24 protein-coding genes and 2 tRNA genes are annotated in these 26,613 nt (G+C 60.1%); 20 read left to right on the forward strand and 6 right to left on the reverse strand.

Annotated elements, in window-relative coordinates; translation table 11 throughout:
• Positions 1 to 125: 125 nt before the first annotated feature.
• From AB7M25_RS23830 to AB7M25_RS23850, 5 genes are read left to right on the forward strand one after another with little or no spacing between them, the layout of a single operon-like run.
• Complete coding sequence (locus AB7M25_RS23830) at positions 126 to 908, forward strand: transporter substrate-binding domain-containing protein (RefSeq protein WP_056720873.1); 783 nt, start codon at positions 126 to 128, stop codon at positions 906 to 908.
• 56 nt (positions 909 to 964) lie between these two features.
• Complete coding sequence (locus tag AB7M25_RS23835; RefSeq protein WP_007971646.1) at positions 965 to 1,693, forward strand: ABC transporter permease; 729 nt, start codon at positions 965 to 967, stop codon at positions 1,691 to 1,693.
• Positions 1,690 to 2,400, forward strand: coding sequence for an ABC transporter permease (locus AB7M25_RS23840; protein ID WP_007971647.1), 711 nt, complete (start codon positions 1,690 to 1,692; stop codon positions 2,398 to 2,400). Before AB7M25_RS23835 ends, AB7M25_RS23840 begins: the two co-directional genes overlap by 4 nt.
• 26 nt (positions 2,401 to 2,426) lie before the next feature.
• Positions 2,427 to 3,545 carry a succinylglutamate desuccinylase/aspartoacylase family protein gene (locus AB7M25_RS23845; protein ID WP_429387284.1) on the forward strand — a complete coding sequence of 373 codons (1,119 nt, stop codon included), beginning with the start codon at positions 2,427 to 2,429 and terminating at the stop codon, positions 3,543 to 3,545.
• Positions 3,546 to 3,558: 13 nt separating this feature from the next.
• Positions 3,559 to 4,323, forward strand: coding sequence for an ABC transporter ATP-binding protein (locus tag AB7M25_RS23850; protein ID WP_015093807.1), 765 nt, complete (start codon positions 3,559 to 3,561; stop codon positions 4,321 to 4,323).
• A gap of 55 nt (positions 4,324 to 4,378) precedes the next feature.
• Here AB7M25_RS23850 and AB7M25_RS23855 read toward each other — a convergent pair whose 3' ends face one another.
• The 3 genes from AB7M25_RS23855 to dcd all read right to left on the reverse strand — a co-directional run bounded on the left by AB7M25_RS23855 (position 4,379) and on the right by dcd (position 5,877).
• Complete coding sequence (locus tag AB7M25_RS23855) at positions 4,379 to 4,759, reverse strand: hypothetical protein (RefSeq protein ID WP_429560228.1); 381 nt, start codon at positions 4,757 to 4,759, stop codon at positions 4,379 to 4,381.
• A gap of 234 nt (positions 4,760 to 4,993) precedes the next feature.
• Positions 4,994 to 5,203 (reverse strand): hypothetical protein, encoded by a 210-nt coding sequence (locus tag AB7M25_RS23860; RefSeq protein WP_033047523.1) that lies wholly within the window; start codon positions 5,201 to 5,203, stop codon positions 4,994 to 4,996.
• A 107-nt stretch (positions 5,204 to 5,310) separates the two neighbouring features.
• On the reverse strand, positions 5,311 to 5,877 hold the full coding sequence (dcd, locus tag AB7M25_RS23865; RefSeq protein ID WP_007940589.1) for a dCTP deaminase: 567 nt from the start codon (positions 5,875 to 5,877) through the stop codon (positions 5,311 to 5,313).
• 353 nt (positions 5,878 to 6,230) lie between these two features.
• Between dcd and AB7M25_RS23870 the strand changes: the two genes are divergently transcribed.
• Complete coding sequence (locus AB7M25_RS23870; protein ID WP_002554837.1) at positions 6,231 to 6,440, forward strand: cold-shock protein; 210 nt, start codon at positions 6,231 to 6,233, stop codon at positions 6,438 to 6,440.
• A 136-nt stretch (positions 6,441 to 6,576) separates the two neighbouring features.
• Here the strand turns inward: AB7M25_RS23870 and AB7M25_RS23875 are convergent, their stop codons facing one another.
• Positions 6,577 to 7,584, reverse strand: a complete 1,008-nt coding sequence (locus tag AB7M25_RS23875; protein ID WP_429387290.1) for a DUF481 domain-containing protein — start codon at positions 7,582 to 7,584, stop codon at positions 6,577 to 6,579.
• A 163-nt stretch (positions 7,585 to 7,747) separates the two neighbouring features.
• Between AB7M25_RS23875 and AB7M25_RS23880 the strand changes: the two genes are divergently transcribed.
• The 4 genes from AB7M25_RS23880 (at position 7,748) to AB7M25_RS23895 (ending at position 12,538) form a co-directional block, all read left to right on the forward strand.
• Positions 7,748 to 8,101, forward strand: coding sequence for an MGMT family protein (locus AB7M25_RS23880; RefSeq protein WP_007971652.1), 354 nt, complete (start codon positions 7,748 to 7,750; stop codon positions 8,099 to 8,101).
• Positions 8,102 to 8,145: 44 nt separating this feature from the next.
• Complete coding sequence (locus tag AB7M25_RS23885) at positions 8,146 to 9,705, forward strand: AmpG family muropeptide MFS transporter (RefSeq protein WP_429387293.1); 1,560 nt, start codon at positions 8,146 to 8,148, stop codon at positions 9,703 to 9,705.
• 144 nt (positions 9,706 to 9,849) lie between these two features.
• On the forward strand, positions 9,850 to 11,565 hold the full coding sequence (locus AB7M25_RS23890) for a proline--tRNA ligase (RefSeq protein ID WP_429387295.1): 1,716 nt from the start codon (positions 9,850 to 9,852) through the stop codon (positions 11,563 to 11,565).
• 19 nt (positions 11,566 to 11,584) lie between these two features.
• Positions 11,585 to 12,538: a hypothetical protein gene (locus tag AB7M25_RS23895; protein WP_429387297.1), complete on the forward strand. Its 954-nt coding sequence runs from the start codon at positions 11,585 to 11,587 to the stop codon at positions 12,536 to 12,538.
• A gap of 105 nt (positions 12,539 to 12,643) precedes the next feature.
• On the opposite strand, the gene dinB is transcribed toward AB7M25_RS23895, so the two are convergent.
• Positions 12,644 to 13,705: a DNA polymerase IV gene (gene dinB / locus AB7M25_RS23900; RefSeq protein ID WP_429387300.1), complete on the reverse strand. Its 1,062-nt coding sequence runs from the start codon at positions 13,703 to 13,705 to the stop codon at positions 12,644 to 12,646.
• 301 nt (positions 13,706 to 14,006) lie between these two features.
• Between dinB and AB7M25_RS23905 the strand changes: the two genes are divergently transcribed.
• The 4 genes from AB7M25_RS23905 to AB7M25_RS23920 all read left to right on the forward strand — a co-directional run bounded on the left by AB7M25_RS23905 (position 14,007) and on the right by AB7M25_RS23920 (position 18,607).
• A tRNA-Met gene (locus tag AB7M25_RS23905) sits at positions 14,007 to 14,083 on the forward strand.
• Positions 14,084 to 14,314: 231 nt separating this feature from the next.
• Positions 14,315 to 14,391: transfer RNA gene (locus AB7M25_RS23910), tRNA-Met, on the forward strand.
• A 278-nt stretch (positions 14,392 to 14,669) separates the two neighbouring features.
• The gene (mprF, locus tag AB7M25_RS23915; RefSeq protein WP_104450653.1) at positions 14,670 to 17,312 is read left to right on the forward strand and encodes a bifunctional lysylphosphatidylglycerol flippase/synthetase MprF; all 2,643 of its coding nucleotides are present in this window, start codon (positions 14,670 to 14,672) and stop codon (positions 17,310 to 17,312) included.
• A complete protein-coding gene (locus tag AB7M25_RS23920; protein ID WP_429387303.1) occupies positions 17,312 to 18,607 on the forward strand; it encodes a virulence factor family protein in 1,296 nt (431 codons plus the stop codon). The genes mprF and AB7M25_RS23920 overlap by 1 nt, the downstream gene beginning before the upstream one ends.
• 430 nt (positions 18,608 to 19,037) lie before the next feature.
• Here the strand turns inward: AB7M25_RS23920 and AB7M25_RS23925 are convergent, their stop codons facing one another.
• A complete protein-coding gene (locus AB7M25_RS23925) occupies positions 19,038 to 20,939 on the reverse strand; it encodes a potassium transporter Kup (RefSeq protein WP_429387306.1) in 1,902 nt (633 codons plus the stop codon).
• Between the two features lie 292 nt (positions 20,940 to 21,231).
• Between AB7M25_RS23925 and rimO the strand changes: the two genes are divergently transcribed.
• The 6 genes from rimO to tsaA all read left to right on the forward strand — a co-directional run bounded on the left by rimO (position 21,232) and on the right by tsaA (position 26,486).
• Positions 21,232 to 22,569: a 30S ribosomal protein S12 methylthiotransferase RimO gene (gene rimO, locus AB7M25_RS23930; protein WP_007971167.1), complete on the forward strand. Its 1,338-nt coding sequence runs from the start codon at positions 21,232 to 21,234 to the stop codon at positions 22,567 to 22,569.
• Positions 22,570 to 22,681: 112 nt separating this feature from the next.
• Complete coding sequence (locus tag AB7M25_RS23935) at positions 22,682 to 23,155, forward strand: GNAT family N-acetyltransferase (RefSeq protein WP_104450656.1); 474 nt, start codon at positions 22,682 to 22,684, stop codon at positions 23,153 to 23,155.
• A 201-nt stretch (positions 23,156 to 23,356) separates the two neighbouring features.
• Positions 23,357 to 24,067, forward strand: coding sequence for an rRNA pseudouridine synthase (locus tag AB7M25_RS23940; RefSeq protein WP_429516931.1), 711 nt, complete (start codon positions 23,357 to 23,359; stop codon positions 24,065 to 24,067).
• A gap of 76 nt (positions 24,068 to 24,143) precedes the next feature.
• Positions 24,144 to 24,614 (forward strand): YehS family protein, encoded by a 471-nt coding sequence (locus AB7M25_RS23945; protein ID WP_007971161.1) that lies wholly within the window; start codon positions 24,144 to 24,146, stop codon positions 24,612 to 24,614.
• Between the two features lie 217 nt (positions 24,615 to 24,831).
• Complete coding sequence (locus AB7M25_RS23950) at positions 24,832 to 25,602, forward strand: SDR family oxidoreductase (protein ID WP_258684448.1); 771 nt, start codon at positions 24,832 to 24,834, stop codon at positions 25,600 to 25,602.
• Positions 25,603 to 25,787: 185 nt separating this feature from the next.
• The gene (gene tsaA, locus AB7M25_RS23955) at positions 25,788 to 26,486 is read left to right on the forward strand and encodes a tRNA (N6-threonylcarbamoyladenosine(37)-N6)-methyltransferase TrmO (protein WP_258684446.1); all 699 of its coding nucleotides are present in this window, start codon (positions 25,788 to 25,790) and stop codon (positions 26,484 to 26,486) included.
• The last annotated feature ends 127 nt before the right edge of the window (positions 26,487 to 26,613 follow it).

Genomic DNA, 26,613 nt, shown 5'->3' on the forward strand with positions numbered 1-26,613 from the left:
AGACACCTTTTAAAACGCTTGTTCGGCACTCTGGTTCGGAAATTGCTACTTTCAACAGGTCTTACGCTTTCCAGTAACAATAATTCTGCGCCACGAGCGCTCATATTGGTTTTAGGGATTGAATAATGAAAAAAGCATTGCTGACCCTTTCTGCACTGGCGTTGTGCATGGCTGCTGGCTCCGCCATGGCGAAAGAATACAAAGAACTGCGTTTCGGCGTTGACCCTTCCTACGCACCGTTCGAGTCGAAGGCAGCCGACGGCAGCCTGGTAGGCTTCGACATCGATCTGGGGAACGCGATCTGCGCCGAACTGAAGGTCAAGTGCAAGTGGGTCGAAAGTGACTTCGATGGCATGATCCCTGGCCTCAAAGCCAACAAATTCGACGGCGTGATCTCGTCGATGACCGTTACCGAGGCCCGTGAAAAAGTCATCGACTTCTCCAGCGAGCTGTTCTCCGGCCCAACCGCCTACGTGTCCAAGAAAGGTTCTGGCGTGACTGAAGACGTCGCCTCGCTCAAGGGCAAGACCGTCGGCTACGAACAAGGCACCATTCAGGAAGCCTATGCCAAAGCCGTTCTGGACAAGGCCGGCGTGAAAACCCAGGCCTACGCCAACCAGGATCAGGTCTACGCCGACTTGACTTCCGGTCGTCTCGATGCAGGGATCCAGGACATGCTGCAAGCCGAACTGGGCTTCCTGAAGTCGCCACAGGGCGCCGACTACGATGTCAGCAAGCCGGTCGACAACGCTTTGCTGCCCGCCAAGACAGCCATCGGCATTAAGAAAGGTAACACCGAGCTGAAAGCACTTTTGGATAAAGGTATCAAAGCGTTACACGATGATGGCACCTACGCCACCATTCAGAAGAAACACTTTGGCGATCTGAATCTGTACAGCGGCAAATAATGCCCGGCGCCCATCTCGCGATGGGCGCTTTTTTCATCCGATCAGGTTGCTGATTTATGTTCGAAAACCTATTAGAAAATCTGGGGCTCTCTGCCTTCAGCCTCAAGGGCTTCGGTCCGCTGCTGATGCAAGGCACCTGGATGACGATCAAGTTGTCGGCGTTGTCGCTGTTGGTGGCCGTGTTGCTCGGGCTGCTCGGTGCCAGTGCCAAGCTGTCAAAAGTCAAACTGATGCGCGTGCCTGCCCAGCTCTACACCACCCTCATTCGCGGCGTTCCGGACCTGGTCCTGATGCTGTTGATCTTCTACAGCCTGCAAACCTGGCTGACCTCCTTTACCGATTACATGGAATGGGAATACATCGAGATCAACCCGTTCAGTGCCGGCGTCATTACCCTGGGCTTCATCTACGGTGCGTATTTCACCGAAACCTTTCGTGGTGCGATCCTCGCCGTCCCGCGGGGCCAGGTCGAAGCGGCCACCGCCTATGGCCTCAAGCGCGGCCAGCGTTTCTGGATCGTGGTGTTCCCGCAGATGATGCGTTATGCCCTGCCGGGGATCGGCAACAACTGGATGGTGATGCTCAAGGCCACCGCCCTGGTGTCGATCATCGGCCTTGCCGACCTGGTCAAGGCAGCCCAGGACGCCGGTAAAAGCACCTATCAGCTGTTTTACTTCCTGGTGCTTGCCGCATTGATCTACCTGGTGATCACCAGCGCGTCCAACTTCATTCTGCGCTGGCTTGAGCGTCGTTACTCCGCCGGTACCCGGGAGGCCGTACGATGATCGAACTTCTGCAGGAATACTGGAAACCCTTCCTCTATAGCGACGGCAACAACATCACCGGCCTGGCCATGACCATGTGGCTGCTCAGCGCGTCGATCTTCTTCGGTTTTCTCGTGTCGATCCCGCTGTCCATCGCCCGTGTATCGCCGCACTTCTACATCCGTTGGCCGGTGCAGTTCTATACCTACCTGTTCCGTGGTACGCCGCTCTATATCCAGTTGTTGATCTGTTACACGGGGATCTACAGCCTGGCCGCCATTCGGGCCCAGCCGGTACTGGACGCATTCTTTCGCGATGCGATGAACTGCACGATCCTGGCCTTCGCCCTGAACACCTGCGCCTACACCACGGAGATTTTCGCCGGGGCAATCCGCAGCATGGCCCACGGTGAAGTGGAAGCGGCCAAGGCTTACGGCCTGACAGGCTGGAAGCTGTATGCCTACGTGATCATGCCGTCGGCCCTGCGTCGCTCGTTGCCGTACTACAGCAACGAAGTGATTCTGATGCTGCACTCGACCACCGTGGCCTTCACCGCGACCATCCCGGACATCCTGAAAGTCGCGCGGGACGCCAACTCGGCGACATTCCTGACCTTCCAGTCGTTCGGCATCGCCGCGCTGATCTACCTGACCGTCACTTTTGCGCTGGTCGGCCTGTTCCGCCTTGCCGAACGCCGATGGCTGGCCTTCCTCGGGCCGACCCACTAGGTCTCAACCTGCTTCAGGAACAACAGATGCGCCACCAGAAACATGACCTGCTGGCCCCGCTGCCGGGGACCGCACGACAGATCCACAGTTTTCACTTCGGCCCACAACCGGCCAACGGCAAGATCTACATCCAGGCCTCCCTGCACGCCGACGAAATGCCCGGCATGCTGGTGGCCTGGCACCTCAAGCAACGCCTGGCAGAGCTGGAAGCCGCCGGTCGCCTGCGCAGCGAAATCGTGCTCGTGCCCATCGCCAACCCGGTGGGCCTGGAACAGGTGCTGATGGATGTGCCGCTGGGCCGCTACGAGCTGGAAAGCGGTCAGAACTTCAACCGCTGGTTCGTCGACCTCAGTGAAGAAGTCGGCAATGCGATCGAGGGCAAGCTCGGTGACGATCCGCAGCGCAACCAGCAACTGATCCGCAGCAGCCTGCGCGAAGCGCTGGCCCGGCAGACTGCCGACACCCAATTGCAATCCCAGCGCCTGACCCTGCAACGACTGGCCTGCGACGCCGACATGGTGCTCGACCTGCATTGCGACTTCGAAGCGGTCGCGCATCTGTACACCACCCCGGATGCCTGGCCGCAGGTCGAGCCGCTGGCCCGTTACATCGGCGCCGAAGCCAGCCTGCTGGCGACGGACTCTGGCGGTCAGTCGTTCGATGAATGCTTCACCCTGCTGTGGTGGCAGTTGAAAGAGCGCTTCGGCGAACACTTCGACATTCCGCCGGGCAGTTTTTCGGTGACCGTCGAATTGCGCGGTCAGGGCGACGTCAATCATCCGCTGGCGAGCCGCGATTGCCAGGCACTGATCGATTACCTGATCCATTTCGGCGCGATCGCCGGCGAATACGCGCCCCTGCCCGACCTGCCCTATCCGGCGACACCGCTGGCCGGTGTAGAACCGGTAGCCACGCCTGCCGGCGGGCTGCTGGTGTTCACCGCGCTGCCGGGGCAATACCTGGAAGCCGGGCAATTGATCGCCGAGGTCATTGATCCGCTCAACGATCGCGTCACTCCCGTCCACTGCTCCGCCGCCGGGCTGATGTACGCCCGCTCGCTGCGCCGCATGGCCACTGCAGGCATGGTGATCGCCCACGTCGCGGGCACCGAAGCCTATCGCAGCGGCTATCTACTTTCGCCTTGAGGATGCACGCCCCATGTACAAATTGACCATCGAAGGCCTGCATAAAAGCTATGGCGACCATGAAGTCCTCAAAGGTGTTTCGCTCAAGGCCAGTACCGGCGACGTCATCAGCCTGATCGGCGCCAGCGGCTCGGGTAAAAGTACCTTTCTGCGTTGCATCAACTTCCTGGAACAACCCAATGACGGCGCCATGAGCCTCGACGGGCAGAACATCCGCATGATCAAGGATCGCCACGGCATGCATGTGGCCGATGCCGATGAACTGCAGCGGATTCGCACCCGCCTGGCCATGGTGTTCCAGCACTTCAACCTGTGGAGCCACATGACGGTGCTGGAAAACATCACCATGGCGCCGCGCCGGGTGCTGGGCTGCGACAGGAAAGAAGCCGAGGACCGCGCCCGCCGCTACCTCGACAAGGTGGGGCTGGCCTCCCGTGTGGCGGACCAGTACCCGGCATTCCTGTCCGGCGGCCAGCAACAACGGGTGGCGATTGCCCGCGCACTGGCCATGGAACCGGAAGTCATGCTGTTCGACGAACCGACCTCGGCGCTGGACCCGGAACTGGTGGGCGAAGTGCTCAAGGTGATCCAGGGCCTGGCCGAAGAGGGCCGGACCATGATCATGGTGACCCACGAAATGAGCTTTGCCCGCAAAGTATCGAGCCAGGTGCTGTTTCTGCACCAGGGCCTGGTGGAGGAAGAAGGCGCGCCGGAAGACGTGCTGGGCAACCCGAAAAGCGAGCGGTTGAAGCAGTTCCTCAGTGGTAACCTGAAATAACCACCGGCAGCAAGAGTGGAAGCCGGCTGGCCCGGCTTCCACCATCCATCAACCGTTATGCCCCCGCTTCGTTTTCCAACCTGAAACTGCCATTACTCACTTGCAGACCATTAGCGTCCGTCCCGCTGAAGCGCCCGGCAAACTGCGCGTCACCGCCCACCGTCAACTCAAGCGTTCCCGGATAAAGCTCTGCCTCCGAGTTGCCGCTCACATGGATGACCATGGGAGTTGTCCCGTTGAGCTCCAAGCTGAAGCTGCCACTCTGGATGCCTATCGGCAAGTACACTAAAAACGCTGTCCCCTGACCGTTATCCGCCTCAATGCAATGAATGTTTGACTGCTGGTAAAAATCGAGTCCATCCGTTACGCGAAACTGCATGGAGCCGTCTGTCGTGATGACCTCGGCACGCATATGTCCCGATCGATTTGCACTCATCTGAATGTTCCTTTTCATATTCGTCGTTAACTGACTGGCGCCCCCATTGCCAACGGCCACAGGGCACGCGGCTCACAGATAGAACCACGGCCATACCCGTCGATTGGTTTCGACGACAGACACAGTTACTTCCGAATATGTGCAGGCTGATTCAGACGCCAGGTTCGTGAACGGCAACAACAGACACAGGCCTGCTACCCCCGTTCACCGGCCATGAATGGCGGACATCGAAAATCAGGCAACAGGCGCAGGCGGTGGCTCATCCGGCAGAGTAGGCTCACCTGGCTCGTTAGGCTGTTCGTTAGGGGTATCAGGATCAGGCTGGCCGGGAATGCCCCCTGCCATGCTGACGGGCGGATGTGCCAGCAACGACCAGGCCAGAACGCCAACCTGATTGGGTTCAAGCCTTGCCAGTTCGGCACTGATTCGCGGATCGATCTTCATTCGGCACTCCTGGGCGATGGTCCGACCCGCCTTGCGCGGATCGGAACAGTACACTCCATAGAGTGTACGCCCGCTCAGGAATTCCCGACATTTGTCGGACGGTTGACTCAGGTGCGCGGCAGGGTCACGCCACGCTGGCCCTGATACTTGCCGCCACGGTCCTTGTAGGACACTTCACACTCTTCGTCCGACTCGAGGAACAGCATCTGCGCCACGCCTTCGTTGGCGTAGATTTTCGCCGGCAGATTGGTGGTGTTGGAGAACTCCAGGGTCACGTGACCTTCCCACTCAGGCTCGAGCGGCGTGACGTTGACGATGATGCCGCAGCGCGCGTAAGTGCTTTTACCCAGGCAAATGGTCAATACATTGCGCGGAATGCGGAAGTATTCGACGGTGCTGGCCAGGGCGAAGGAGTTCGGCGGAATGATGCACACGTCGCTGTGGATGTCGACGAAGCTGCCGGCATCGAAGTTTTTCGGGTCGACGATGGCCGAATTGATGTTGGTGAACACCTTGAAATGATTGGTGCAACGCACGTCGTAGCCGTAGCTCGACACGCCGTAGGAGATCACACGACTATCGTCGCTGCCGCGCATCTGGCGCTCGACGAAAGGCTCGATCATGCCGTGTTCCTGCGCCATGCGGCGAATCCACTTGTCCGATTTGATGCTCATGGCGGGTGTCCTGAATTGCGAGGTCGAAAAATTCTGTCCGGCATCTTACCGGGCGCGCCGCCGGGTTCAAAGTCCGGGGTGCAATTCTCGCCGAACAGGCAGGAATTACGCGCGTTGGCGACGAACCGTCACACCGCCGATCCTTAAAACAGAGAAACCTTCGCAAGAAGCATTGGCACGTCCCGGAAAAAGGGTTAAGGTGGCGTCACTGTGCTGCTTGTGTCACTGAGAATCTCTACACGATATGTTGAATTTCGATCCAACCATCTACAAGAATTTTTCCTGCTCTTTGCACTCAGTCTCGGCCAGGGTTCTTCCTGAGTCGCAGTTATCTTTGTTCAAGGAGTTACACCATGTCTAATCGCCAAACCGGTACCGTTAAGTGGTTCAACGATGAAAAAGGCTTCGGCTTCATCACCCCACAATCCGGTGACGACCTGTTCGTTCACTTCAAAGCTATCCAGTCCGACGGCTTCAAAAGCCTGAAAGAAGGCCAACAGGTTTCTTTCATCGCTACCCGCGGTCAGAAAGGCATGCAAGCTGAAGAAGTACAAGTTATCTAACTTGTACTTGCTTTAGTAAAAAGCCCCGCCCTCAACAGCGGGGCTTTTTTGTGCCTGTGTGTTTTTCACAGGTAAAAAAGATCGCAGCCTGCGGCAGCTCCTACAGAGCTGCCGCAGGCTGCGATCTTTCAGCGTCTTACCAGGTCACGCCAAACCCTGCGGTGTAGCGTGTCTTGTCCAGATCCGCATCGTCGGTGCCGCTGATGATGTCCCGCTCCGCCTTCAGGTTAAGCGACGCCCAGTCAGTCACCTTGTAGCGCAACCCCATCTCTGCATCGAGCGCGTAGTCGGCCACACCCGACAGCGGCTTGCCGACCTCACCATTGGTGAAGAACTCGACACGCTTGCCGACCAGGTAGCGGTTGTAGTCCCACGTCATGGCCAGGGCGTAGAAATTTTCCTTGCTGCCATCGGCGAACTCATAGTCCGTACGGTTGACCAGCGAACCCAGGGAGAACGCCCCGAGTTCGTTATCCCAGAACTGATAGCCGGGGCCCGTACCAACGGTGCGCTGACGGGAAAGGTCTTCGACCTTGTCGCGCTTGTACACCAGGCGCCCCTGCCAGAACCATTGCTCGGTCAGGAACCGGTCGATGGAGTACTCGGCCCGCCAGTTGTCCGTGGTCACCACGCCGTCCTGGAACTCGCGGTTGTATTCGCCTTCGGCGGTATGCCGCCAGCGCCCGTGGCGCGCAGTGGTCTTGAAATCGATGTCGTAGTCATCGGTGTCGTTTTCCGCCCGCTGATAATCCAGCGCGACATCGACATTGCCTTTCCACACCAGATCCTCGACCACCGGTTTTGGCTTGAGAATCTGCTGAATGCTCGCCAGTTCGACCGTCTTCGGTGCCTCGCCGTTGGCCAGCGTGACCTTGCCGGCGCCTGCCGCTTTCAGCGACTTGGCTTTCTCGCCCGTGTAGGCATCCTGCTTGACCAGCAACTCCTGATCGCTGTCGAGGGTCTTGACCTGCTTCCAGTCGATCGTCACCGCACCGGCATACTCGGTCTGGATCAGCAGCTTGCCGCCATCGAACAGCGTGATCTTGCCACTGAGCTTGTCACCGTTCTTCAACCACACGGTATCGGCTAGCAAGGGAGTGGAGGCGCCAAGGACAGCGAGACATAGCAGGGATCTGCAAAACATAAGCAAAATACAGGCTCGGGATTGCGAAAAAAATCGGCATTATCCGTAGGAATAAGGCCCTGACAAGGAGTGACCCGACTATTTCTGTTGAGTTCATTTCTCAAGCGCCCGTGCAGGAATTACTCTACAGACGGTAAAGCAGACTTCTTCAGGACTGACGGACGTGACCGATCCAACCGATGAACCCGAGAGCGCAGCGCAAATCCGACGCACGGCGCTGTATCTGACTCTGGCGCAAGTTCCCGAGGGCAAAGTCGTCAGCTACGGCCAGTTGGCCGAACTTGCAGGATTGGGTCGCGCCGCTCGCTGGGTGGGCCGCACACTCAGCCAATTGCCGAGCGACAGCAAGCTGCCCTGGCATCGCGTTCTGGGCGCAAACGGGCGTATCAGCCTGCCGGTGGGCAGCCCTTCAGGCGATGAGCAGCGCGCACGATTACGCATGGAGGGCATCAGTGTCCTGAATAATCGTGTTGATATTCAGCGCCATGGCTGGCGTCCGGTAGAGCACAGCGGTTAGAGTGCGCGCTTTGTTTCCGTATTTCTTGAGGCAGACTCCAGCCCATGCCCCGTAAAACCTGGCGCGCCGCGCTCGCCGCTTATGCCAGCCCCTCGACACTCGTGCTGTTGCTGCTTGGCTTCGCCGCCGGCCTGCCCTACATGCTGGTGTTTTCGACTCTTTCGGTCTGGCTCCGTGAAGCCGGCGTGGCTCGTGAAACCATTGGCTATGCAAGCCTGATCGGCCTGGCCTATGCCTTCAAATGGGTCTGGTCGCCCTTGCTCGACCAATGGCGACTGCCATTGCTCGGCAAACTCGGCCGACGACGATCCTGGCTCGTATTGTCCCAGGCACTGGTCGTCCTGGGCCTGATCGGGATGGGTTTCTGCGACCCGCAAAAGCATTTGTCCTGGCTGATCGCCATTGCCGTGGTCGTCGCTTTCGCATCAGCGACGCAAGACATTGCAGTGGACGCCTACCGCCTGGAAATCGCCGAAGACAATCGCCAGGCCGCCCTGGCCGCCAGCTACATGTCCGGTTACCGGGTCGCTGCGCTGCTGGCTACCGCAGGCGCGCTGTACTTCGCCGAAGGCTTTGGCTCCACCGGCTTCAACTACAAACATTCGGCCTGGGCCGGCACTTACATCCTGTTCGGCGCGCTGATGGTCCCGGCACTGCTGACGTCCCTGTTCATGCGTGAACCACCCGTTCCGTTGCGCACGCAACTGCAGGCCGGGCGCTACAGCTTCATGCATCAACTGGCCTCGGTGTTCGTGCTGATCATCTTGCTGGTGTCCGTGCCGGCCATGTTCACCCAGCTCTACAACACCGACTTCGCCAGCGTACTGTTCGAAGGCGTGAGCCTGCTCGACCTGCTGCTCGAAGACCGCGCATTCCTGCGAGCCATCCTCTACATCACGCTGACCGCCCTGTGCCTCTCGGCCATGGGCCGTCGCGGCCTGGCGCCAGTGCTGACGCCGGTCAACGACTTCATCCTGCGATACCGCTGGCAAGCGCTGCTGTTGCTCGGCCTGATCGCCACCTATCGGATGTCCGATACGGTCATGGGCGTGATGGCCAACGTGTTCTACATCGATCAGGGCTTCACCAAGGACCAGATCGCCAGCGTGAGCAAAATCTTCGGCCTGATCATGACCCTGGTCGGCGCCGGCATGGGCGGCCTGCTGATCGTGCGTTTCGGCATCCTGCCAATCCTGTTCATCGGCGGCATCGCATCCGCGGCGACCAACATCCTGTTCCTGATGCTCGCCGACATGGGCCCCAACCTGAACATGCTGGTACTGACCATCTCCCTGGACAACTTCAGTTCAGGCCTGGCCACCTCGGCCTTCGTGGCCTACCTGTCGAGCCTGACCAACCTCAAGTTCTCCGCCACCCAGTACGCCCTGCTCAGCTCGATCATGCTGTTGCTGCCACGCCTGATCGGCGGCTACTCAGGGGTCATGGTGGAGAAGTTCGGTTATCACGATTTCTTCCTGATTACCGCCCTGCTGGGCGTCCCGACCCTGCTGCTGATCGCCCTGCACTGGTTCCAGGAGAGCCGCCGCGCAGGTCCGACACCCACCCCGGAACCGCTGCAGACCCCAGTCACCGAAGAATCGTAGGTTTTTTTACGCAGGAAGCATCGCGGAGGGCCGAGTCAATCGCGCCCTCCTGCCACACCACCGACCGCACGCCTGTACGCCAGCGGATCTCGCCCGTACAATGCTCCGTCATTTCTCGTCATCAGCAATCGATAACGGCCAACCATGCGCACCAGTCAATTTTTGCTCGCCACACAAAAAGAAACGCCTTCCGACGCGGTCGTGATCAGCCACCAGCTGATGCTGCGCGCCGGCATGATCCGCAAGCTTGCCTCTGGCCTGTACACCTGGCTGCCGATGGGCTTGCGGGTAATGCGCAAGGTCGAAGCCGTCGTTCGTGAAGAAATGAACGCCGCCGGCTCTCTCGAAGTGTTGATGCCGAGCACGCAACCGGCCGAGCTGTGGCAGGAATCCGGGCGCTGGGAAGAGTACGGCCCTGAATTGCTGCGCTTCAAGGATCGCCACGGCCGCGACTTCTGCGCCGGCCCGACCCACGAAGAAGTGATCACCGATCTGATGCGCAACGAGTTGAGCAGCTACAAGCAGCTGCCGATCAACCTGTACCAGATCCAGACCAAATTCCGTGACGAAATCCGCCCACGCTTCGGCTTGATGCGCGGCCGCGAATTCATCATGAAGGACGCCTACTCGTTCCACGCTGACCAGGCTTCGCTGCAGATCACCTACGACCGCATGCACCAGGCCTACTGCAACGTGTTCACCCGTCTGGGCCTGAAGTTCCGCCCTGTTGAAGCCGACAACGGCTCCATCGGCGGTGCCGGCTCCCACGAGTTCCACGTGCTGGCCGAGTCCGGTGAAGACGACATCGTGTTCAGCAACGGCTCCGACTACGCCGCGAACATAGAGAAAGCCGAAGCCGTGCCACGGGAAACCTCGCGCGCCGCTGCGACCGAAGAACTGCGCCTGGTCGACACGCCGAACGCCAAGACCATTGCGCAACTGGTCGAAGGCTTCAACCTGCCGATCGAGAAAACCATCAAGACCCTCGTGGTGCACGCCGAGGAGAAAGGCAAGCTGATCGCCCTGATCATCCGTGGCGACCATGAGCTGAACGAAATCAAGGCCGCCAACCAGCCAGGCGTGGCCAGCCCCCTGGTCATGGCCTCGGAAAGCGAACTGCGCGAAGCCATTGGCGCCGGTGCCGGTTCCCTCGGCCCGCTGAACCTGCCGCTGCCGATCATCATCGACCGCTCGGTCGAACTCATGAGCGACTTCGGCATCGGTGCCAACATCGACGACAAACACTACTTCGGCGTGAACTGGGAGCGCGACCTGCCTGTTCCGACCGTTGCCGACCTGCGCAATGTCGTGGCCGGTGACCCGAGCCCGGACGGCAAAGGCACCCTGGAAATCAAGCGCGGCATCGAAGTCGGGCACATCTTCCAGCTGGGCAACAAGTACAGCAAAGCGATGAAGTGCGAAGTACTGGGCGAGAACGGCAAGCCGGTCACCCTGGAAATGGGCTGCTACGGCATTGGCGTGTCCCGCGTGGTGGCGGCGGCCATCGAGCAGAACAACGACGAAAACGGGATCATCTGGAGCGACACCCTGGCGCCGTTCCAGATTGCCCTGGTGCCGCTGCGCTACGAAACCGAGCAGGTTCGCGAAGCCACCGACAAGCTGTACGCGGAACTGACCGCTGCCGGCTTCGAAGTGCTGCTGGACGACCGTGACAAGAAAACCAGCCCGGGCATCAAGTTCGCGGACATGGAACTGATCGGCATTCCACACCGGATCGTGGTCAGCGACCGCGGTCTGGCCGAAGGCAACCTGGAATACAAGAGCCGTACCGAGGCCGACGCACAAGCGCTGCCGGTCGCCGACGTGCTGTCCTTCCTTCAGGCCCGCATCCGCCGCTGATAGCAGATATAGAGACGTCATGTTCAAGCGAAACACCTTAGGCCTCGGTGGTGCCGCCCTGTGCGGCACCCTGCTGGTCAGCGGCTGTGCCAACCACATGTCGCAACGCAGCGAGCACGAGGAACGGGTCGAGCGCAAACTGCTCGATCACAGCCTGCAGATCGATGTCGGTGAGCCCAAGGTGCTTGAGCTGCCGCAACGGCGGGTGAAAATCCACGAGCAGAAGACTTTCGAAGTCACCGAGTACGAAGTCACGCGTCACTATGACCGCTATACGCCGTACCAGCCCTGGCGGGAGATCTACGAAATCCCGCTGGGCGCGGTGGCCGTGGTGGCGGGTGTCGGTGCCAACGTGGTCAATGTGTTCGCCCTCGGCAATCTGCCGGACAGCGTGACCAAGGACTGGCTGAGCTACGGTTTCGCCGGGCTCAACCCGTTCATGAACGTGCAGTCCCATGGCCGCGCGCAGCAGAACCTGGCCGGTATTGATGAAGTCCAGCGCGACAAACGCACGGAGTACTCAAGCCTGCCCTGGAGCGAGCGCCCGGTCGAGGTCAAGGCCGGCAAGGAAACCTTCGAACTGACCACCGACAAAAACGGCGTGTTGCGCCTGAATCTGTTGGATAACCCGTTCGCCGAACATGACATCAATCATCTGAGCCGCCTGCTGATTCGTGTTGAGGCTGCCCAGGACAACGTGCACACCGATTCCACCCTGGCCGTCAGCAGCACTTTGCGCAGCAAGCTCTATGAGGCCCACGGGCTGATTTATGACGATCTCGAAGGCGACGAAGTCAGCCAGTGGGTCCACCGGGTCAAACGCCTGTCGGAGTTGGGTCTTGAAGAAGAAGCCAGTGAGCTGGAACAGAGCCTGATCGAGCTGACGCGCAACGATCCGGAATTGCAGACCGAGTTCCTGAAGTCGCTGGCCCGCAATGGCGAGCGACTGGTGGCGAATCCGGGACTCAATTAAAGCCAAAAAGCTTCGCGAGCAAGCCCGCTCCCACATTAATCCGATGTGGGAGCGGGCTTGCTCGCGAAGGCGGCCAGACATTCACCGCCCAACCTCAATCTTCCACTACCTCTCAAACAACTCCATCTGCTCGAACCCGCCCCGCAAGTCCTCCAGCCGCACGCCCACGCCCAACAACCGCACCGGTTTACCGCCACGATTGAAGGCCTGGGTCAGCATCAACTGATAACTTCCCAGATCCCGCCCTGCTCCGGCCTGCTCCAATGTCGTCTGCGTGAAGTCGTGAAATTTCACTTTGACGAATGGCTTGCCCGGACGATAACTGCTGTCGATTCGCGCCATGCGACCGGCGAGGGTCTCCAGCAGCTCGGGCAACTTATCCAGGCAACTCTTCAGGTCCGGTAGGTCTATGTCGTAGGTATTTTCGACACTGATTGACTGACGACGACTGTCGTTGTGCACCACACGCTCATCAATCCCACGGGCCAGGCTCCAGAGTCGTTCGCCAAAGCTGCCGAACTCACGCACCAGCGCCAACTTGTCCCACTCGCGCAATTGCAGACAATCAGTGATACCCAGCTTGCCAAGCTTGTCGGCAGTGACTTTGCCGACCCCGTGCAGCTTGCTCACCGGCAAACCACTGACAAAGTCCTCGACCTGGTCCGGAGTGATGACGAACAGCCCGTTGGGCTTTTTCCAGTCACTGGCGATCTTGGCCAGAAACTTGTTCGGCGCCACGCCCGCCGACACGGTGATGTGCAACTGATTGGAGACCCGGCGTCGGATGTCCTGGGCAATTCGCGTTGCACTGCCAGCGAAATGCGCGCTGTCCGACACATCGAGGTAGGCCTCATCGAGCGAGAGCGGCTCGATGATCTCGGTGTAATCGCGAAAGATCGTGTGGATTTCCCTGGATGCTTCTCGATAGGCATCCATACGTGGCTTGACGATGGTCAGGTCCGGGCACAGCTTCAAGGCATGCCCCGAGGACATCGCCGAACGCACCCCGTAAGCCCGCGCCTCATAATTGCAGGTGGCGATCACCCCGCGTCGGTCCGCCGACCCGCCCACCGCCAATGGCTTGCCGGCCAGACGTGGGTCGTCACGCATCTCAATGGCGGCGTAGAAGCAGTCGCAATCGACGTGGATGATCTTTCGCTGAGTCATGGCAACGCAGAGTTCATGGCAAGGAAAAGGCGTGTTGGTGTGACGGACATCCAGTATCTCACTGACACCTGTATATAGCACCAGTAGTCTGAATGTTCTTTTCGAGGCGTGGGAAATGTCGTTGGTAAATTTATTTTTTCAATCAGAAAAACATTCCCGATAGAGCTGCAGGCCTTGCCCCGTCTGCCTCACAGGCTGACCAATCCGCTCATCGGCAAGCTAACCGATTGAAGATGAACAGGTTTTATCTGAATTGAAGGTTGACACCCCCGCGTATCTCTATAGAATGCCGACACACAGACGCGGGATGGAGCAGTCTGGTAGCTCGTCGGGCTCATAACCCGAAGGTCGTCGGTTCAAATCCGGCTCCCGCAACCAAACATCAAAAAAGGCTACTCGAAAGAGTGGCCTTTTTTGTGTGTGCCTGTTTTGTAGCGCCGGCACCGAAACCCACCATCCCTACTGGCCCGAGCTATCAGCAGAAATCGTTCTGATTCCGAAACTTAGGCAAAGGCTGCGACCGTTTGCCGCGCCTTAACGTTTATTTGACCTGGTTCTGGATTAACGGTTGACACCCTGACGATTCTCTATAGAATGCCGCCACACAGACGCGGGATGGAGCAGTCTGGTAGCTCGTCGGGCTCATAACCCGAAGGTCGTCGGTTCAAATCCGGCTCCCGCAACCAAACATCAAAAAAGGCTACTCGAAAGAGTGGCCTTTTTTGTATCTGTTGAAAAAGTCCTTTCGCAACAATGATCTGTCACTGTGCAGCAAGCCGTTTGGGGCCATCCATGCGCCGGGTTCAGACTATGCTCTATCGCAGGCTGAAGCCCTCACGACTGATGTCGCGCCGTCTCCGCCGCCCGGTGATAGGCGTTAATATTTGTGATTATTTTTTTCTACAGGGATTGGTAACTTGGCTGGATACCCCCATCCTGTCGCGCACAATCCAAGAGGTGATTGATGCGCGCCAACTCGTCTGATTCACAAGACACTGTCACAGCGACACAACCGATCAAGGCTGAGCGTTTGCGCCTGCTTGATCGATTGAGCAAATACCGTCAACCCATTGGCCTGGCGGTCACCCTGCTGTTGTTCGCGATCGCGCTGATTGCCTGTCGCCACCTGCTGAGCGAGCTCGACCTTTACGCGCTGCACGACTCGATCCTCGAAGTTCCGAAACCTGCCTTGTTGGGCGCGCTGGGTGCAACCGTGGTGGGCTTCATCATTCTGCTCGGCTACGAATGGTCGGCCAGCCGCTATGCCGGGGTGAGCCTGGCGCCACGCACGCTGGCACTGGGCGGTTTCACGGCCTTTGCCATCGGCAACGCCATCGGCCTTTCAATGTTGTCGGGCGGCTCGGTGCGCTATCGCCTCTATGCCCGTCATGGCCTGGGAGCGGCCGAAGTCGCCCGCATGACGCTGTTCGCCAGCCTCTCGCTGGGTTGCGCCCTGCCGCCGCTGGCCGCCCTGGCGACGCTCAGCGACCTGCCTGCCGCCGCCACCGCCCTGGGACTCTCCGAAACATTGCTTGGCGTAGTGGCGAGCGCCGTGCTCGTGCTGTTTTCGGTGCTGGCCATCGGTATCTACCGTCGCCGACTGCCGGAACAGCCTTACCCGGACAACCTGCTGGTCAGGATCGGGCGCCGCACCCTGCGCCTACCCGGGACTCGCCTGACGTTCCTGCAATTGATCATCACCGCCCTGGACGTTGCCGCCGCCGCAACGGTGCTCTATCTGCTGCTGCCGGAAACGCCGCCCTTCGGTGCGTTTCTTCTGGTTTACCTGCTGGCACTGGCCGCTGGCGTGCTCAGTCATGTGCCGGGCGGTGTCGGGGTGTTCGAGGCGATCTTGCTGGCGGCCTTTTCCGACACCCTGGGTGCTGCGCCGCTGGCGGCCGCCCTGCTGCTCTATCGCTTGATCTACGTGGTCCTGCCGTTGCTGGTGGCCTGCCTGCTGTTGCTGGTCAACGAAGGTCAGCGCCTGTTCCAGACACGCCAGACATTGCGCGCAGCCTCGGGCCTGGCGGCGCCGATACTGGCGGTGCTGGTGTTTCTGTCCGGTGTTGTCCTGTTGTTCTCCGGCGCCACCCCGGAAATCGACACCCGCCTGGAACACATCGGTTTTCTGATCCCCCATCGTCTGGTCGATGCTTCGCACTTTGGCGCCAGCCTGGTCGGCGTGCTTTGCCTGTTGCTGGCCCAGGGCCTGCGCCGCCGGTTGTCGGCCGCGTGGATGCTGACCACCATCCTGTTGCTGGTCGGCGCCCTGCTCTCACTGCTCAAGGGGTTCGACTGGGAAGAAGCCAGCCTGATGGTGCTGACGGCGAGCCTGCTCGGGGTATTCCGTCGCTCGTTCTACCGCCCCAGCCGCCTGACCGAAGTACCGTTCTCGCCGCTGTACCTGGTGTCCAGCCTGTGCGTGCTCGGGGCGTCGATCTGGTTGCTGCTGTTCGCCTATCAGGACGTTCCGTACAGCCATCAACTCTGGTGGCAATTCACTCTGGACGCCGATGCCCCTCGCGGCCTGCGTTCGCTGCTCGGGGCTGCCGTGCTGCTGGTAGTGGTGTCGCTGACCTGGTTGCTGCGCACCGCGCGCCCGGTCATTCACCTGCCGACCCCCGAGGAGCTGGAGCGCGCCAGCAAGATCCTCATGGCCTCCGCGCAACCCGATGGCGGCCTGGCCCTGACCGGTGACAAGGCGCTGCTGTTCCACCCCAACGACGAGGCGTTCCTGATGTACGCCCGTCGCGGCCGCAGCCTGGTGGCGCTGTATGATCCGATCGGCCCGGGCCAGCAACGGGCGGAAATGATCTGGCAGTTCCGCGACCTGTGCGACATCCACCACGCCCGCCCCGTGTTCTATCAGGTACGCGCAGAGAACCTGCCGTACTACATGGACATCGGCCTGACCGCGATCAAGCTCGGCGAAGAAGCCCGGGTCGATCTCAAGCGTTTTGATCTCGAAGCCAAGGGCAAAGAGATGAAAGACCTGCGCTACACCTGGAACCGTGGCACCCGCGATGGCCTGTCGCTGGAAATCTTCGAACCGGGCCAGGCGCCAATGGATGACCTCAAGGTGATTTCCGATGCCTGGCTGACCGGCAAGAACGTCCGCGAGAAAGGTTTTTCGCTGGGCCGCTTCAGCGACGACTACCTGAAGTATTTCCGCATCGCAGTGATTCGTTTCGAAGGACGCCCGGTCGCGTTCGCCAACTTGCTCGAGACCTACGGCCACGACCTGGCCAGCCTCGACCTGATGCGCGCGCACCCGGACGCCCCGAAGCTGACCATGGAATTCATGATGGTCGGCCTGATTCAACATTATAAAAACCATGGATACGCGCGTTTCAGCCTGGGCATGGTGCCATTGTCGGGGTTGCAACCCCGTCGCGGCGCGCCATTGACCCAGCGCCTGGGCTCGATGGTATTCCGCCGTGGTGAGCAGCTGTACAACTTCCAAGGCTTGCGCCGCTTCAAAGACAAGTTCCAGCCTGATTGGGAACCCCGTTATATGGCCGTGCCCGCCGGACTCGATCCGCTGGTTGCGCTGGCCGACACTGCTGCCCTGATCGCGGGCGGCTTGACCGGATTGGTGAAACGCTGATGATTCAACGCTCCTTGCGGTATGTATTGGGCACACTGGTGATAGTGGCCCTGATTCTCGGTGGCGGTTTCTGGTACCTGAAACGTCCGGCGCCGGAACCGACCCTCGAATCCCTGACCCCGGCCGACGGTGCGGCGATGACCCGTGTCATCCCCGGCACCACGCCACGCGCCCAGGTGCTGGTGGCGGTCAACGAAGACCAGAAACTCAGCGACAAGCAATTGATGACCCTGAGCCGCAGTGGTTCGGCGCAGATTGTCCAGGTGATCCTGCCCAAGGACTGCCTGCTGCAAAGCCGCGCCCTGCAATCGGGCCTGAGAGAACTCAAAGGCCCGGCGACCCTGGTCAGCGGCATCGGCCCGGGTGCCGTGCTGGCCTGGCGCTGGTTGTCCGAGCAGAAGAATGACAAGGCCCAGGCCGTTTCGGTCGACCTGGCCCTGGAAAAGGGTGGCTGTACTCACCTGTTGCCCAAAAGCGCTGCCCATGGTCACTGGCTGGTCGCTTGGAACGACAACCCGGATGACACCAGTGCCGGTTTCGTGCGCGATCAACCGAACGCCGAAACCAGCATCAGCGACTACGACATCAACCTGCCGCAAGTGCTGAACAACGAACTGCGCAAGATCCTCGTCGGCGGCGACAAAGCGGCTGGCGGCCTGCAGATTCCGGTGGTCGAAGTGCCCGCCGGTCAGGCCAGGGACACCGTGACCCTGTTCCTGTCCGGTGACGGCGGCTGGCGCGACCTCGACCGCGACGTGGCGGGCGAGATGGCCAAGATCGGCTACCCGGTGGTCGGCATCGATACCCTGCGCTACTACTGGCAGCACAAGAGCCCTGAGCAAAGCGCGCTGGACCTGGCCGAACTGATGCAGCACTACCGGCAGAAATGGGGCACCAAGCGCTTCATCCTGACCGGTTACTCGTTCGGTGCCGACGTTCTGCCGGCGATCTATAACCGCCTGGCCGAATCGGAACAGCAACGCGTCGACGCGATCATCCTGCTGGCCTTCGCCCGCACCGGCAGCTTCGAGATCGAAGTCGAAGGCTGGCTCGGCAACGCCGGCAAGGAAGCCGCCACCGGCCCGGAAATGGCCAAGCTGCCAGCCGCCAAAGTGGTGTGCATCTACGGCGAAGAAGAAACCGACGAGAGTGGCTGCACCGACAAGACGGCGGTGGGCGAAGCCATCAAACTGCCTGGCGGCCACCACTTCGACGAGAACTACCCGGCGCTGGCCAAGCGCCTGGTGGAGGTGATCGAGAAGCGCCAGCCGAAGGAAACGGCGGCTGCAGAGTGATCTGACAGCCTGCAAAAAGCCCCCGCTGCCTTACGGTTCCGGGGGCTTTCTCATTCTGGAATACCACAGATCCTGCGGGAGCGGGCTTGCTCGCGAAGGGGGCGTGTCAGGCGACGTAGATGTATCTGCCCCACCGCTTTCGCGAGCAAGCCCACACTGGATCTGCATAGCCTTCCAGTTTCGCAATCGCCCACAAAAAAGCCCCCGCTACTTACAGTTCCGGGGGCTTTCTCATTCTGGAATACCACAGATCCCCTGTGGGAGCGGGCTTGCTCGCGAAGGGGGCGTGTCAGGTGACATAGATGTATCTGACATACCTTTTCGCGAGCAAGCCCGCTCCCACACTGGATCTTCATAGCCTTCCAGTTTCGCAATCGCCCACAAAAAAGCCCCCGCTACCGCAATGGCAACGGGGGCTTTTTGATGAGGCTTACATCTCGACCTGAGTACCCAACTCAATCACCCGGTTCAGCGGCAGATTGAAGAAGCGCAAATTGCCATTGGCGTTCTGCAACATGAAGGCAAACAGCGCCTCGCGCCAACGAGACATGCCTTCGAGTTTGGAAGCGATGACCGTTTCGCGGCTGAGGAAGTACGTCGTGCGCATCGGGTTGAAGTCCAGTTCATCGAGGTGACACAGCTTCAGCGCCTTCGGTACGTCCGGCTCGTCGGTGAAGCCGAAGTGCAGGATCACCCGGAAGAAACCTTCGCCGTAGGAATCCACCTCGAAGCGCCGCGTCGGCGGCACCCGCGGGATGTCTTCGTACACCACCGTCAGCAGCACCACTTGCTCGTGCAGCACCTGATTATGCAGCAGGTTGTGCAATAGCGCGTGGGGCACGGCATCTGGCCGCGCCGTGAGGAACACGGCAGTCCCCTGAACGCGATGGGGCGGTTGTACCGCGATGCTGCTGATAAAGATAGGCAGCGGCAAACCACCCTCATCGATGCGCTCGACCAGCAACTGCTTGCCGCGTTTCCAGGTGGTCATCAGCACAAACAGCGCGAAACCGGCGATCACCGGAAATGCACCGCCCTGAACGATTTTCGGCACGTTGGCGGCGAAGTACACACCGTCTACCAAGAGGAAGCCCAACAGGATCGGCACCACAAGCACCGGCGGCCACTTCCATAGCAACAGGATCACCGCGGACACCAGGATACTGGTCATCAGCATGGTCCCGGTCACGGCTACACCGTAGGCCGAGGCCAGGGCGCCGGAGGATTCGAAACCAATCACCAACAGCACCACGCCGACCATCAACGCCCAGTTCACCGCGCCGATGTAGATCTGGCCCTGTTCGGCACTGGAAGTGTGCTGGATATGCATGCGCGGAATGTAACCGAGCTGGATCGCCTGACGGGTCAGGGAGAACGCACCGGAAATCACCGCTTGCGAGGCAATCACCGTGGCCAGGGTCGACAGGCCGACCAGCGGGATCAATGCCCAGCTCGGTGCCAGCAGGTAGAACGGGTTACGGGCAGCTTCCGGATCACCCAGCAGGAGCGCGCCCTGGCCGAAGTAGTTCAGCACCAGCGCCGGCAGCACGAGGATGAACCAGGCACGAGCGATCGGCTTGCGACCGAAGTGGCCCATGTCCGCGTACAACGCTTCGGCACCGGTCAGTGCGAGCACCACGGCGCCGAGAATCGTCACGCCCATGCCCGGATGGTCCATGAAGAAACGTACGCCCCACACCGGGTTCATCGCTTCCAGGACTTCCGGATGCTGGCTGATGCCATAGACGCCCAGTGCACCCAGCACAAGGAACCAGGTGACCATGATCGGCCCGAACAGAATGCCGATGCGCGCCGTGCCGTGACGCTGGATCAGAAACAGCGCGACCAGCACCACCAGCGACAATGGCACTACCCAATGGTCGATGCCTTCGAAGGCCAGCCCCAGGCCTTCAATCGCCGACAGTACGGAAATCGCCGGGGTAATCATGCTGTCGCCATAGAACAGCGCCGCACCGATCAGCCCGCAAACCACCAACAACGTGCGCAACTTCGCGTGGCCCGCCGCCGCCCGCCGGGCCAGTGCGGTCAGGGCCATGATCCCGCCTTCGCCCTGGTTGTCAGCGCGCAGTACGAACATCATGTACTTGATCGACACGACCCAGATCAGCGACCAGAAAATGAGTGCCAGAATCCCCAGCACCCCGTCATGGTTGACCGGCACGCCATAGCCTCCGGAAAACACTTCCTTGAGGGTGTACAACGGACTGGTGCCGATATCGCCATAAACCACCCCGACTGCCGCGACCAGCATACCGATCGGCTTCACCGCCGAATGCTCGGCACCGGCAGCCTGACTACTTGCCTGACCCATCCACCACTCCTACTTCTCAGACCCGGGCTTCTTTGAAAGAAGCACTATGCTTTGTCGTGCAGCATGCGCTGTTTTACATCAGGTTACAGACGTTTTGTTGACTGTAAAAAACCAGTAAAGCGTAACGGCGCGAAGCATAGCGCAGCACTCGTCGTATTTCCCTGCATAAAGCTGGTCAAGTGGGCTTACCATCGCTAGAATTGCGCACTTTTTGACCAGAGGCGCCAAATAAGCGCCCGTCCGTCGTCTTGCCGCACTCGGCACGAGGCGTCACAAAATACCGAGGTTAGACATGTCCACCACTCCTGCGTCGGCCAATCCAAAGGTTGGCTTCGTTTCCTTGGGCTGCCCCAAAGCACTGGTCGACTCCGAGCGCATCCTTACCCAGCTGCGCATGGAAGGCTATGACGTTGTCTCCACTTACCAGGACGCCGATGTCGTGGTGGTCAACACCTGCGGCTTCATCGATTCGGCCAAGGCCGAGTCCCTGGAAGTGATCGGCGAAGCCATCAAGGAAAACGGCAAGGTCATCGTGACCGGCTGCATGGGCGTCGAAGAAGGCAACATTCGCGACGTACACCCGAGCGTGCTGGCCGTGACCGGTCCGCAGCAGTACGAGCAAGTGGTCAACGCCGTGCACGAAGTCGTGCCGCCACGCCAGGACCACAACCCGCTGATCGACCTGGTGCCGCCACAAGGCATCAAGTTGACTCCGCGCCACTACGCCTACCTGAAGATCTCCGAAGGCTGCAACCACAGCTGCAGCTTCTGCATCATCCCGTCGATGCGCGGCAAACTGGTCAGCCGTCCGGTGGGCGACGTGCTCGACGAGGCCCAGCGCCTGGTCAAGTCCGGCGTCAAGGAGCTGTTGGTGATCTCCCAGGACACCAGCGCCTACGGCGTCGACGTGAAATACCGCACCGGTTTCTGGAACGGTGCGCCGGTGAAAACCCGCATGACCGAACTCTGCGAAGCCCTCAGCACCCTCGGCGTCTGGGTTCGCCTGCACTACGTTTACCCGTACCCGCACGTTGACGAGCTGATCCCGCTGATGGCCGCCGGCAAGATCCTGCCGTACCTGGACATCCCGTTCCAGCACGCCAGCCCGAAGGTGTTGAAGTCGATGAAGCGCCCCGCCTTCGAAGACAAGACCCTGGCACGCATCAAGAACTGGCGCGAAATCTGCCCGGACCTGATCATCCGTTCGACCTTCATCGTCGGCTTCCCGGGCGAAACCGAAGAGGACTTCCAGTACCTGCTGAACTGGCTGACCGAAGCCCAGCTCGACCGTGTCGGCTGCTTCCAGTACTCGCCGGTCGAAGGCGCACCGGCCAATGACCTGGATCTGGAAGTCGTCCCGGACGACGTCAAGCAGGACCGTTGGGAGCGCTTCATGGCGCACCAGCAGGCCATCAGCTCGGCGCGCCTGCAAATGCGCATCGGCCGCGAGATCGAAGTGCTGGTCGATGAAGTCGACGAGCAAGGCGCCGTGGGCCGCTGCTTCTTCGACGCCCCGGAAATCGACGGCAACGTATTCATCGACAACGGCAGCAACCTCAAGCCAGGCGACAAGGTCTGGTGCAAAGTGACCGACGCCGACGAATACGACCTGTGGGCTGAACAGATCTAAACGCAAAAAATACAAAAAGCCCCGCTCTCTTGACGAGATGCGGGGCTTTTTTACGGCTATCGTTTGCACATGGAAGGATTCCTATCAACCACTGCATAAGAGGCAGACGGGCATGCGTCAGCATTCGGTCATCCACACGCCGAAACTCGGCGACTACGAAGAATTGACCCGGGTCTGGGAGGCCTCGGTGCGCGCCACCCACGACTTCCTGCCCGACAGCTACATCGAACTGCTGAAAAACCTGGTGCTGACCCGCTACCTCGACTCGGTGATGCTGATCTGCACCAAGGATTCGAGCCAGCGCATCACCGGATTCGCCGGCGTCGCGGCAGGCAAGATCGAAATGCTCTTCATCGACCCCGACCATCGCGGCCAGGGCCTGGGCAAGAAATTGTTGCGCTATGCCCTGGAACACCTGAACGCCGATGAACTGGACGTCAACGAACAGAACCCGCAAGCCCTCGGTTTTTACTTCAAGCAGGGTTTCGAGGTCATCGGTCGCTCGGAAGTCGATGGCATGGGGCAGCCGTATCCGTTGTTGCACATGCGTATGCGTCAAAACCAGCAACACTCCCGACATGGCTGACACAACACCGACAACTGTAGGAGCTGGCTTGCCAGCGATGGTGGCTAACGATAACGCGCCGTCTCAGGAAAAAAGCGGCGCACTTGAATCCATCGCTGGCAAGCCAGCTCCTACAGTAAAAGCCACACGGTGCAAATGGAACCGGGATTAACCGGCGCCAGGCAGGTACAATGCCCACCCCCTTTTTGTTACGGCCCTGACATGACTGACCCGATTCGTCTCTCCAAACGTCTCATCGAACTCGTCGGCTGTTCCCGTCGGGAGGCTGAGCTGTTCATCGAGGGCGGCTGGGTCACCGTCGACGGCGTGGTCATCGACGAGCCGCAATTCAAGGTCGACACCCAGAAAGTCGAGCTTGATCCAGAAGCCAAGGCCTCCGCGCCGGAACCGGTGACCTTGCTGCTCAACGTGCCGGCCGGCATGGACGCAGACACCGCCATGGCCACCCTCGGCGCCGAGACCCTGAGCGAAGAACACCGCTACGGTAAGCGTCCGTTGCGCGGGCACTTCCTGCGCCTGACCGCCAGCACCGACCTGCAGGCCAACGCCAGCGGTCTGCTGGTGTTCACCCAGGACTGGAAAATCCTGCGCAAGCTCACCGCTGACTCCAGCAAGATCGAGCAAGAGTATGTGGTCGAGGTTGAAGGCGAGATGGTGGCTCACGGCCTCAACCGCCTGAACCATGGCCTGACCTACAAGGGCAAGGAGTTGCCGGCGGTCAAGGCCAGTTGGCAGAACGAAAACCGCCTGCGCTTTGCCATGAAGAACCCGCAACCGGGCATCATCGCCCTGCTGTGCCAGGCCGTCGGCCTGAAGGTCGTCGCCATCCGCCGCATCCGCATCGGCGGCGTGTCCATCGGCAAAGTGCCCGTGGGGCAATGGCGCTACTTGTCCGGCAAAGAGAAGTTCTAAGGCTTTGCGCACCGCCACACTTTTCGGTGCTGCTGTTTTCGGCAGCACCCATAGCTGAATTATCAGGACTGCACACATGATTCATAACGACGTACTGCGCAGCGTGCGCTACATGCTCGACATCAGCGACAAGAAAGTCATCGAGATCATCAAGCTCGGTGGCCTGGACGTGACCCTGGCAGACCTGGTGACCTATCTCGACAAGAAAGAGGAAGACGAGGAAGGCTTTGTACGCTGCCCCGACGAAGTCATGGCGCATTTCCTCGATGGCCTGGTGATCTTCAAGCGCGGCAAGGACGAAAGCCGTCCGCCGCAGCCGATCGAAGTGCCGGTGACCAACAACATCATCCTGAAAAAACTGCGGGTGGCGTTCGAGCTGAAAGAGGACGACATGCACGCGATCCTCAAGGCTGCCGAGTTCCCGGTGTCCAAGCCTGAGCTGAGCGCGCTGTTCCGCAAATTCGGCCACACCAACTATCGCCCGTGCGGCGACCAGTTGCTGCGCAATTTCCTCAAGGGCCTGACCCTGCGCGTACGCCCGCAGTAAACCTCCAGGCTGATTGCTACCCCTGTAGGAGCTGGCTTGCCAGCGAAGGACTCAACAACGCCGCGTTGATCCAGTTGATACGCGTCAACGTTAGCGACCATCGCTGGCAAGCCAGCTCCTACAGGGCCGAATAACCCCCCATTCCGCGCAAAAATAGTGGCTCCGTTTCGAACGGCTGACGACTAGGGTGTAAAGACCTCAGTTTTCAGGATTCGCCATGCATCCCTACTTTTCCCTGCAAGGCCGCACCGCCCTGGTGACCGGCGGCACCCGTGGTATCGGCAAGATGATCGCCAAGGCCTACGTCGAGGCGGGCGCCACCGTGTACGTCTGCGCCCGCGACGCCGAAGCCTGCCGGCAAACCGCCGACGAACTCGGAGCGCTTGGACACTGCCACGCCATGGTGGCCAACCTCGCCACCGAAGAGGGCGTCCTGCAACTGGCCACACGCCTGGGCGAGCAGATTTCCCATCTGGACATCCTGGTGAACAATGCCGGCACCACCTGGGGTGCACCACTGGAGAGCTACCCGATCAAGGGCTGGGAAAAAGTCATGCAGCTCAACGTGACATCGGTATTCAACTGTATCCAGCAATTCCTGCCCCTGCTGCGCAAGGCCGGTTCAGCGCAGAATCCCGCGCGGATCATCAACATTGGTTCGGTGGCCGGGATTTCATCCTTCGGCGAACAGGCGTATGCCTACGGGCCGAGCAAGGCGGCACTGCATCAACTGTCGAGGATTCTGGCGCGCGAACTGGTGAGCCAGCACATCAACGTCAATGTGATCGCCCCGGGTCGCTTTCCGAGCAAAATGACCCGGCACATTGGCGATGATGAACAGGCACTGGCTGAGGATACGGCGCTGATTCCAATGAAGCGTTGGGGCCGCGAGGAAGAGATGGCGGCGCTGGCGATCAGTCTGGCGAGCACTGCCGGAGCCTATATGACCGGGAATATCATTCCGCTGGATGGCGGGTTCAGTCTCTGAAATCGGCGGCGCGGTCTTCGCGAGCAAGCCCGCTCCCACAGGGTTCTGGAGCGCAAACAAAATTTGTGCCCAATATAAAACCTGTGGGAGCGTGGCTTGCCCGCGATGACGGAATGACAGGCACCGCCTAAGCAATGGTTGATCGGGTTATCATGCCCACCCTCTTCCCGCCTCGACCGCAAACCATGACCTACAGCGTTTCCCCCATCGGCTTCGTGCGCTCCTGCTTCAAGGAGAAGTTCGCCATTCCGCGCCAGCCACAACTGGCCCCCGCCGCCCGTGGGGTGCTGGAACTGGTGGCACCGTTCGATCAAGGGGACGCGGTGCAGGGCTTGGAGCAAGTCAGCCACGTGTGGCTGCTGTTCCTGTTCCACCAGGCCCTGGAGGAAAAGCCTCGCCTGAAGGTCCGCCCTCCTCGCCTCGGCGGTAACAAATCCATGGGCGTGTTCGCCACCCGCGCCACCCACCGCCCCAATGGCATCGGGCAATCAGTGGTGAAACTGGACAGGGTCGAAGCCAACCGCCTGTGGATCTCGGGCATCGATCTGCTGGATGGCACGCCGATTCTCGATATCAAGCCCTACGTGCCCTACGCCGACATCATCGATACAGCCGCCAACAGCATCGCCAGCGCTGCGCCGCAGCTGATTCCCGTGCAGTGGACGGACTCAGCGCTGCTGCAGGCTCACGAGCATGCCCGGCGCCTTGATGAGCCTTTGGTTGAGTTGATCGAGCAATGCCTGGCGCAGGATCCACGCCCGGCCTATCAAACACCTGCACCCGAGCGGGAATACGGAGCGCAGTTCTGGGATCTGGATGTGCGTTGGCATTACCCGACACCGGAGCTGATCCGCGTGCTGGAAGTCATTCCTGCAAAGGGCTGAACGCCGGAAACGAATAAGCCCGCATGACCTTCCCAAGTCATGCGGGCTTTTCAGATGCGCTGCAAATCTACTGTAGGAGCGAGCCTGCTCGCGAAAAACCTGAGGACGCCGCTGGGTATCAAGCTTC

It is taken from the genome of Pseudomonas sp. AP3_22 TE3818 (assembly GCF_053628995.1).

What these genes read in the sequence shown, in the direction of transcription:
- AB7M25_RS23830 (WP_056720873.1), top strand. Translation starts at nt 126, where the DNA reads ATGAAAAAAGCATTGCTGACCCTTTCTGCACTGGCGTTGTGCATGGCT.
- AB7M25_RS23835 (WP_007971646.1), top strand. Translation starts at nt 965, where the DNA reads ATGTTCGAAAACCTATTAGAAAATCTGGGGCTCTCTGCCTTCAGCCTC.
- tsaA (WP_258684446.1), top strand. Translation starts at nt 25,788, where the DNA reads ATGACCTACAGCGTTTCCCCCATCGGCTTCGTGCGCTCCTGCTTCAAG.
- AB7M25_RS23840 (WP_007971647.1), top strand. Translation starts at nt 1,690, where the DNA reads ATGATCGAACTTCTGCAGGAATACTGGAAACCCTTCCTCTATAGCGAC.
- dcd (WP_007940589.1), bottom strand. Translation starts at nt 5,877, where the DNA reads ATGAGCATCAAATCGGACAAGTGGATTCGCCGCATGGCGCAGGAACAC.
- AB7M25_RS23890 (WP_429387295.1), top strand. Translation starts at nt 9,850, where the DNA reads ATGCGCACCAGTCAATTTTTGCTCGCCACACAAAAAGAAACGCCTTCC.
- rimO (WP_007971167.1), top strand. Translation starts at nt 21,232, where the DNA reads ATGTCCACCACTCCTGCGTCGGCCAATCCAAAGGTTGGCTTCGTTTCC.
- AB7M25_RS23860 (WP_033047523.1), bottom strand. Translation starts at nt 5,203, where the DNA reads ATGAAGATCGATCCGCGAATCAGTGCCGAACTGGCAAGGCTTGAACCC.
- AB7M25_RS23850 (WP_015093807.1), top strand. Translation starts at nt 3,559, where the DNA reads ATGTACAAATTGACCATCGAAGGCCTGCATAAAAGCTATGGCGACCAT.
- AB7M25_RS23920 (WP_429387303.1), top strand. Translation starts at nt 17,312, where the DNA reads ATGATTCAACGCTCCTTGCGGTATGTATTGGGCACACTGGTGATAGTG.
- AB7M25_RS23870 (WP_002554837.1), top strand. Translation starts at nt 6,231, where the DNA reads ATGTCTAATCGCCAAACCGGTACCGTTAAGTGGTTCAACGATGAAAAA.
- mprF (WP_104450653.1), top strand. Translation starts at nt 14,670, where the DNA reads ATGCGCGCCAACTCGTCTGATTCACAAGACACTGTCACAGCGACACAA.
- AB7M25_RS23950 (WP_258684448.1), top strand. Translation starts at nt 24,832, where the DNA reads ATGCATCCCTACTTTTCCCTGCAAGGCCGCACCGCCCTGGTGACCGGC.
- AB7M25_RS23940 (WP_429516931.1), top strand. Translation starts at nt 23,357, where the DNA reads ATGACTGACCCGATTCGTCTCTCCAAACGTCTCATCGAACTCGTCGGC.
- AB7M25_RS23935 (WP_104450656.1), top strand. Translation starts at nt 22,682, where the DNA reads ATGCGTCAGCATTCGGTCATCCACACGCCGAAACTCGGCGACTACGAA.
- AB7M25_RS23855 (WP_429560228.1), bottom strand. Translation starts at nt 4,759, where the DNA reads ATGAGTGCAAATCGATCGGGACATATGCGTGCCGAGGTCATCACGACA.
- AB7M25_RS23875 (WP_429387290.1), bottom strand. Translation starts at nt 7,584, where the DNA reads ATGTTTTGCAGATCCCTGCTATGTCTCGCTGTCCTTGGCGCCTCCACT.
- AB7M25_RS23925 (WP_429387306.1), bottom strand. Translation starts at nt 20,939, where the DNA reads ATGGGTCAGGCAAGTAGTCAGGCTGCCGGTGCCGAGCATTCGGCGGTG.
- AB7M25_RS23895 (WP_429387297.1), top strand. Translation starts at nt 11,585, where the DNA reads ATGTTCAAGCGAAACACCTTAGGCCTCGGTGGTGCCGCCCTGTGCGGC.
- AB7M25_RS23885 (WP_429387293.1), top strand. Translation starts at nt 8,146, where the DNA reads ATGCCCCGTAAAACCTGGCGCGCCGCGCTCGCCGCTTATGCCAGCCCC.
- AB7M25_RS23945 (WP_007971161.1), top strand. Translation starts at nt 24,144, where the DNA reads ATGATTCATAACGACGTACTGCGCAGCGTGCGCTACATGCTCGACATC.
- dinB (WP_429387300.1), bottom strand. Translation starts at nt 13,705, where the DNA reads ATGACTCAGCGAAAGATCATCCACGTCGATTGCGACTGCTTCTACGCC.
- AB7M25_RS23845 (WP_429387284.1), top strand. Translation starts at nt 2,427, where the DNA reads ATGCGCCACCAGAAACATGACCTGCTGGCCCCGCTGCCGGGGACCGCA.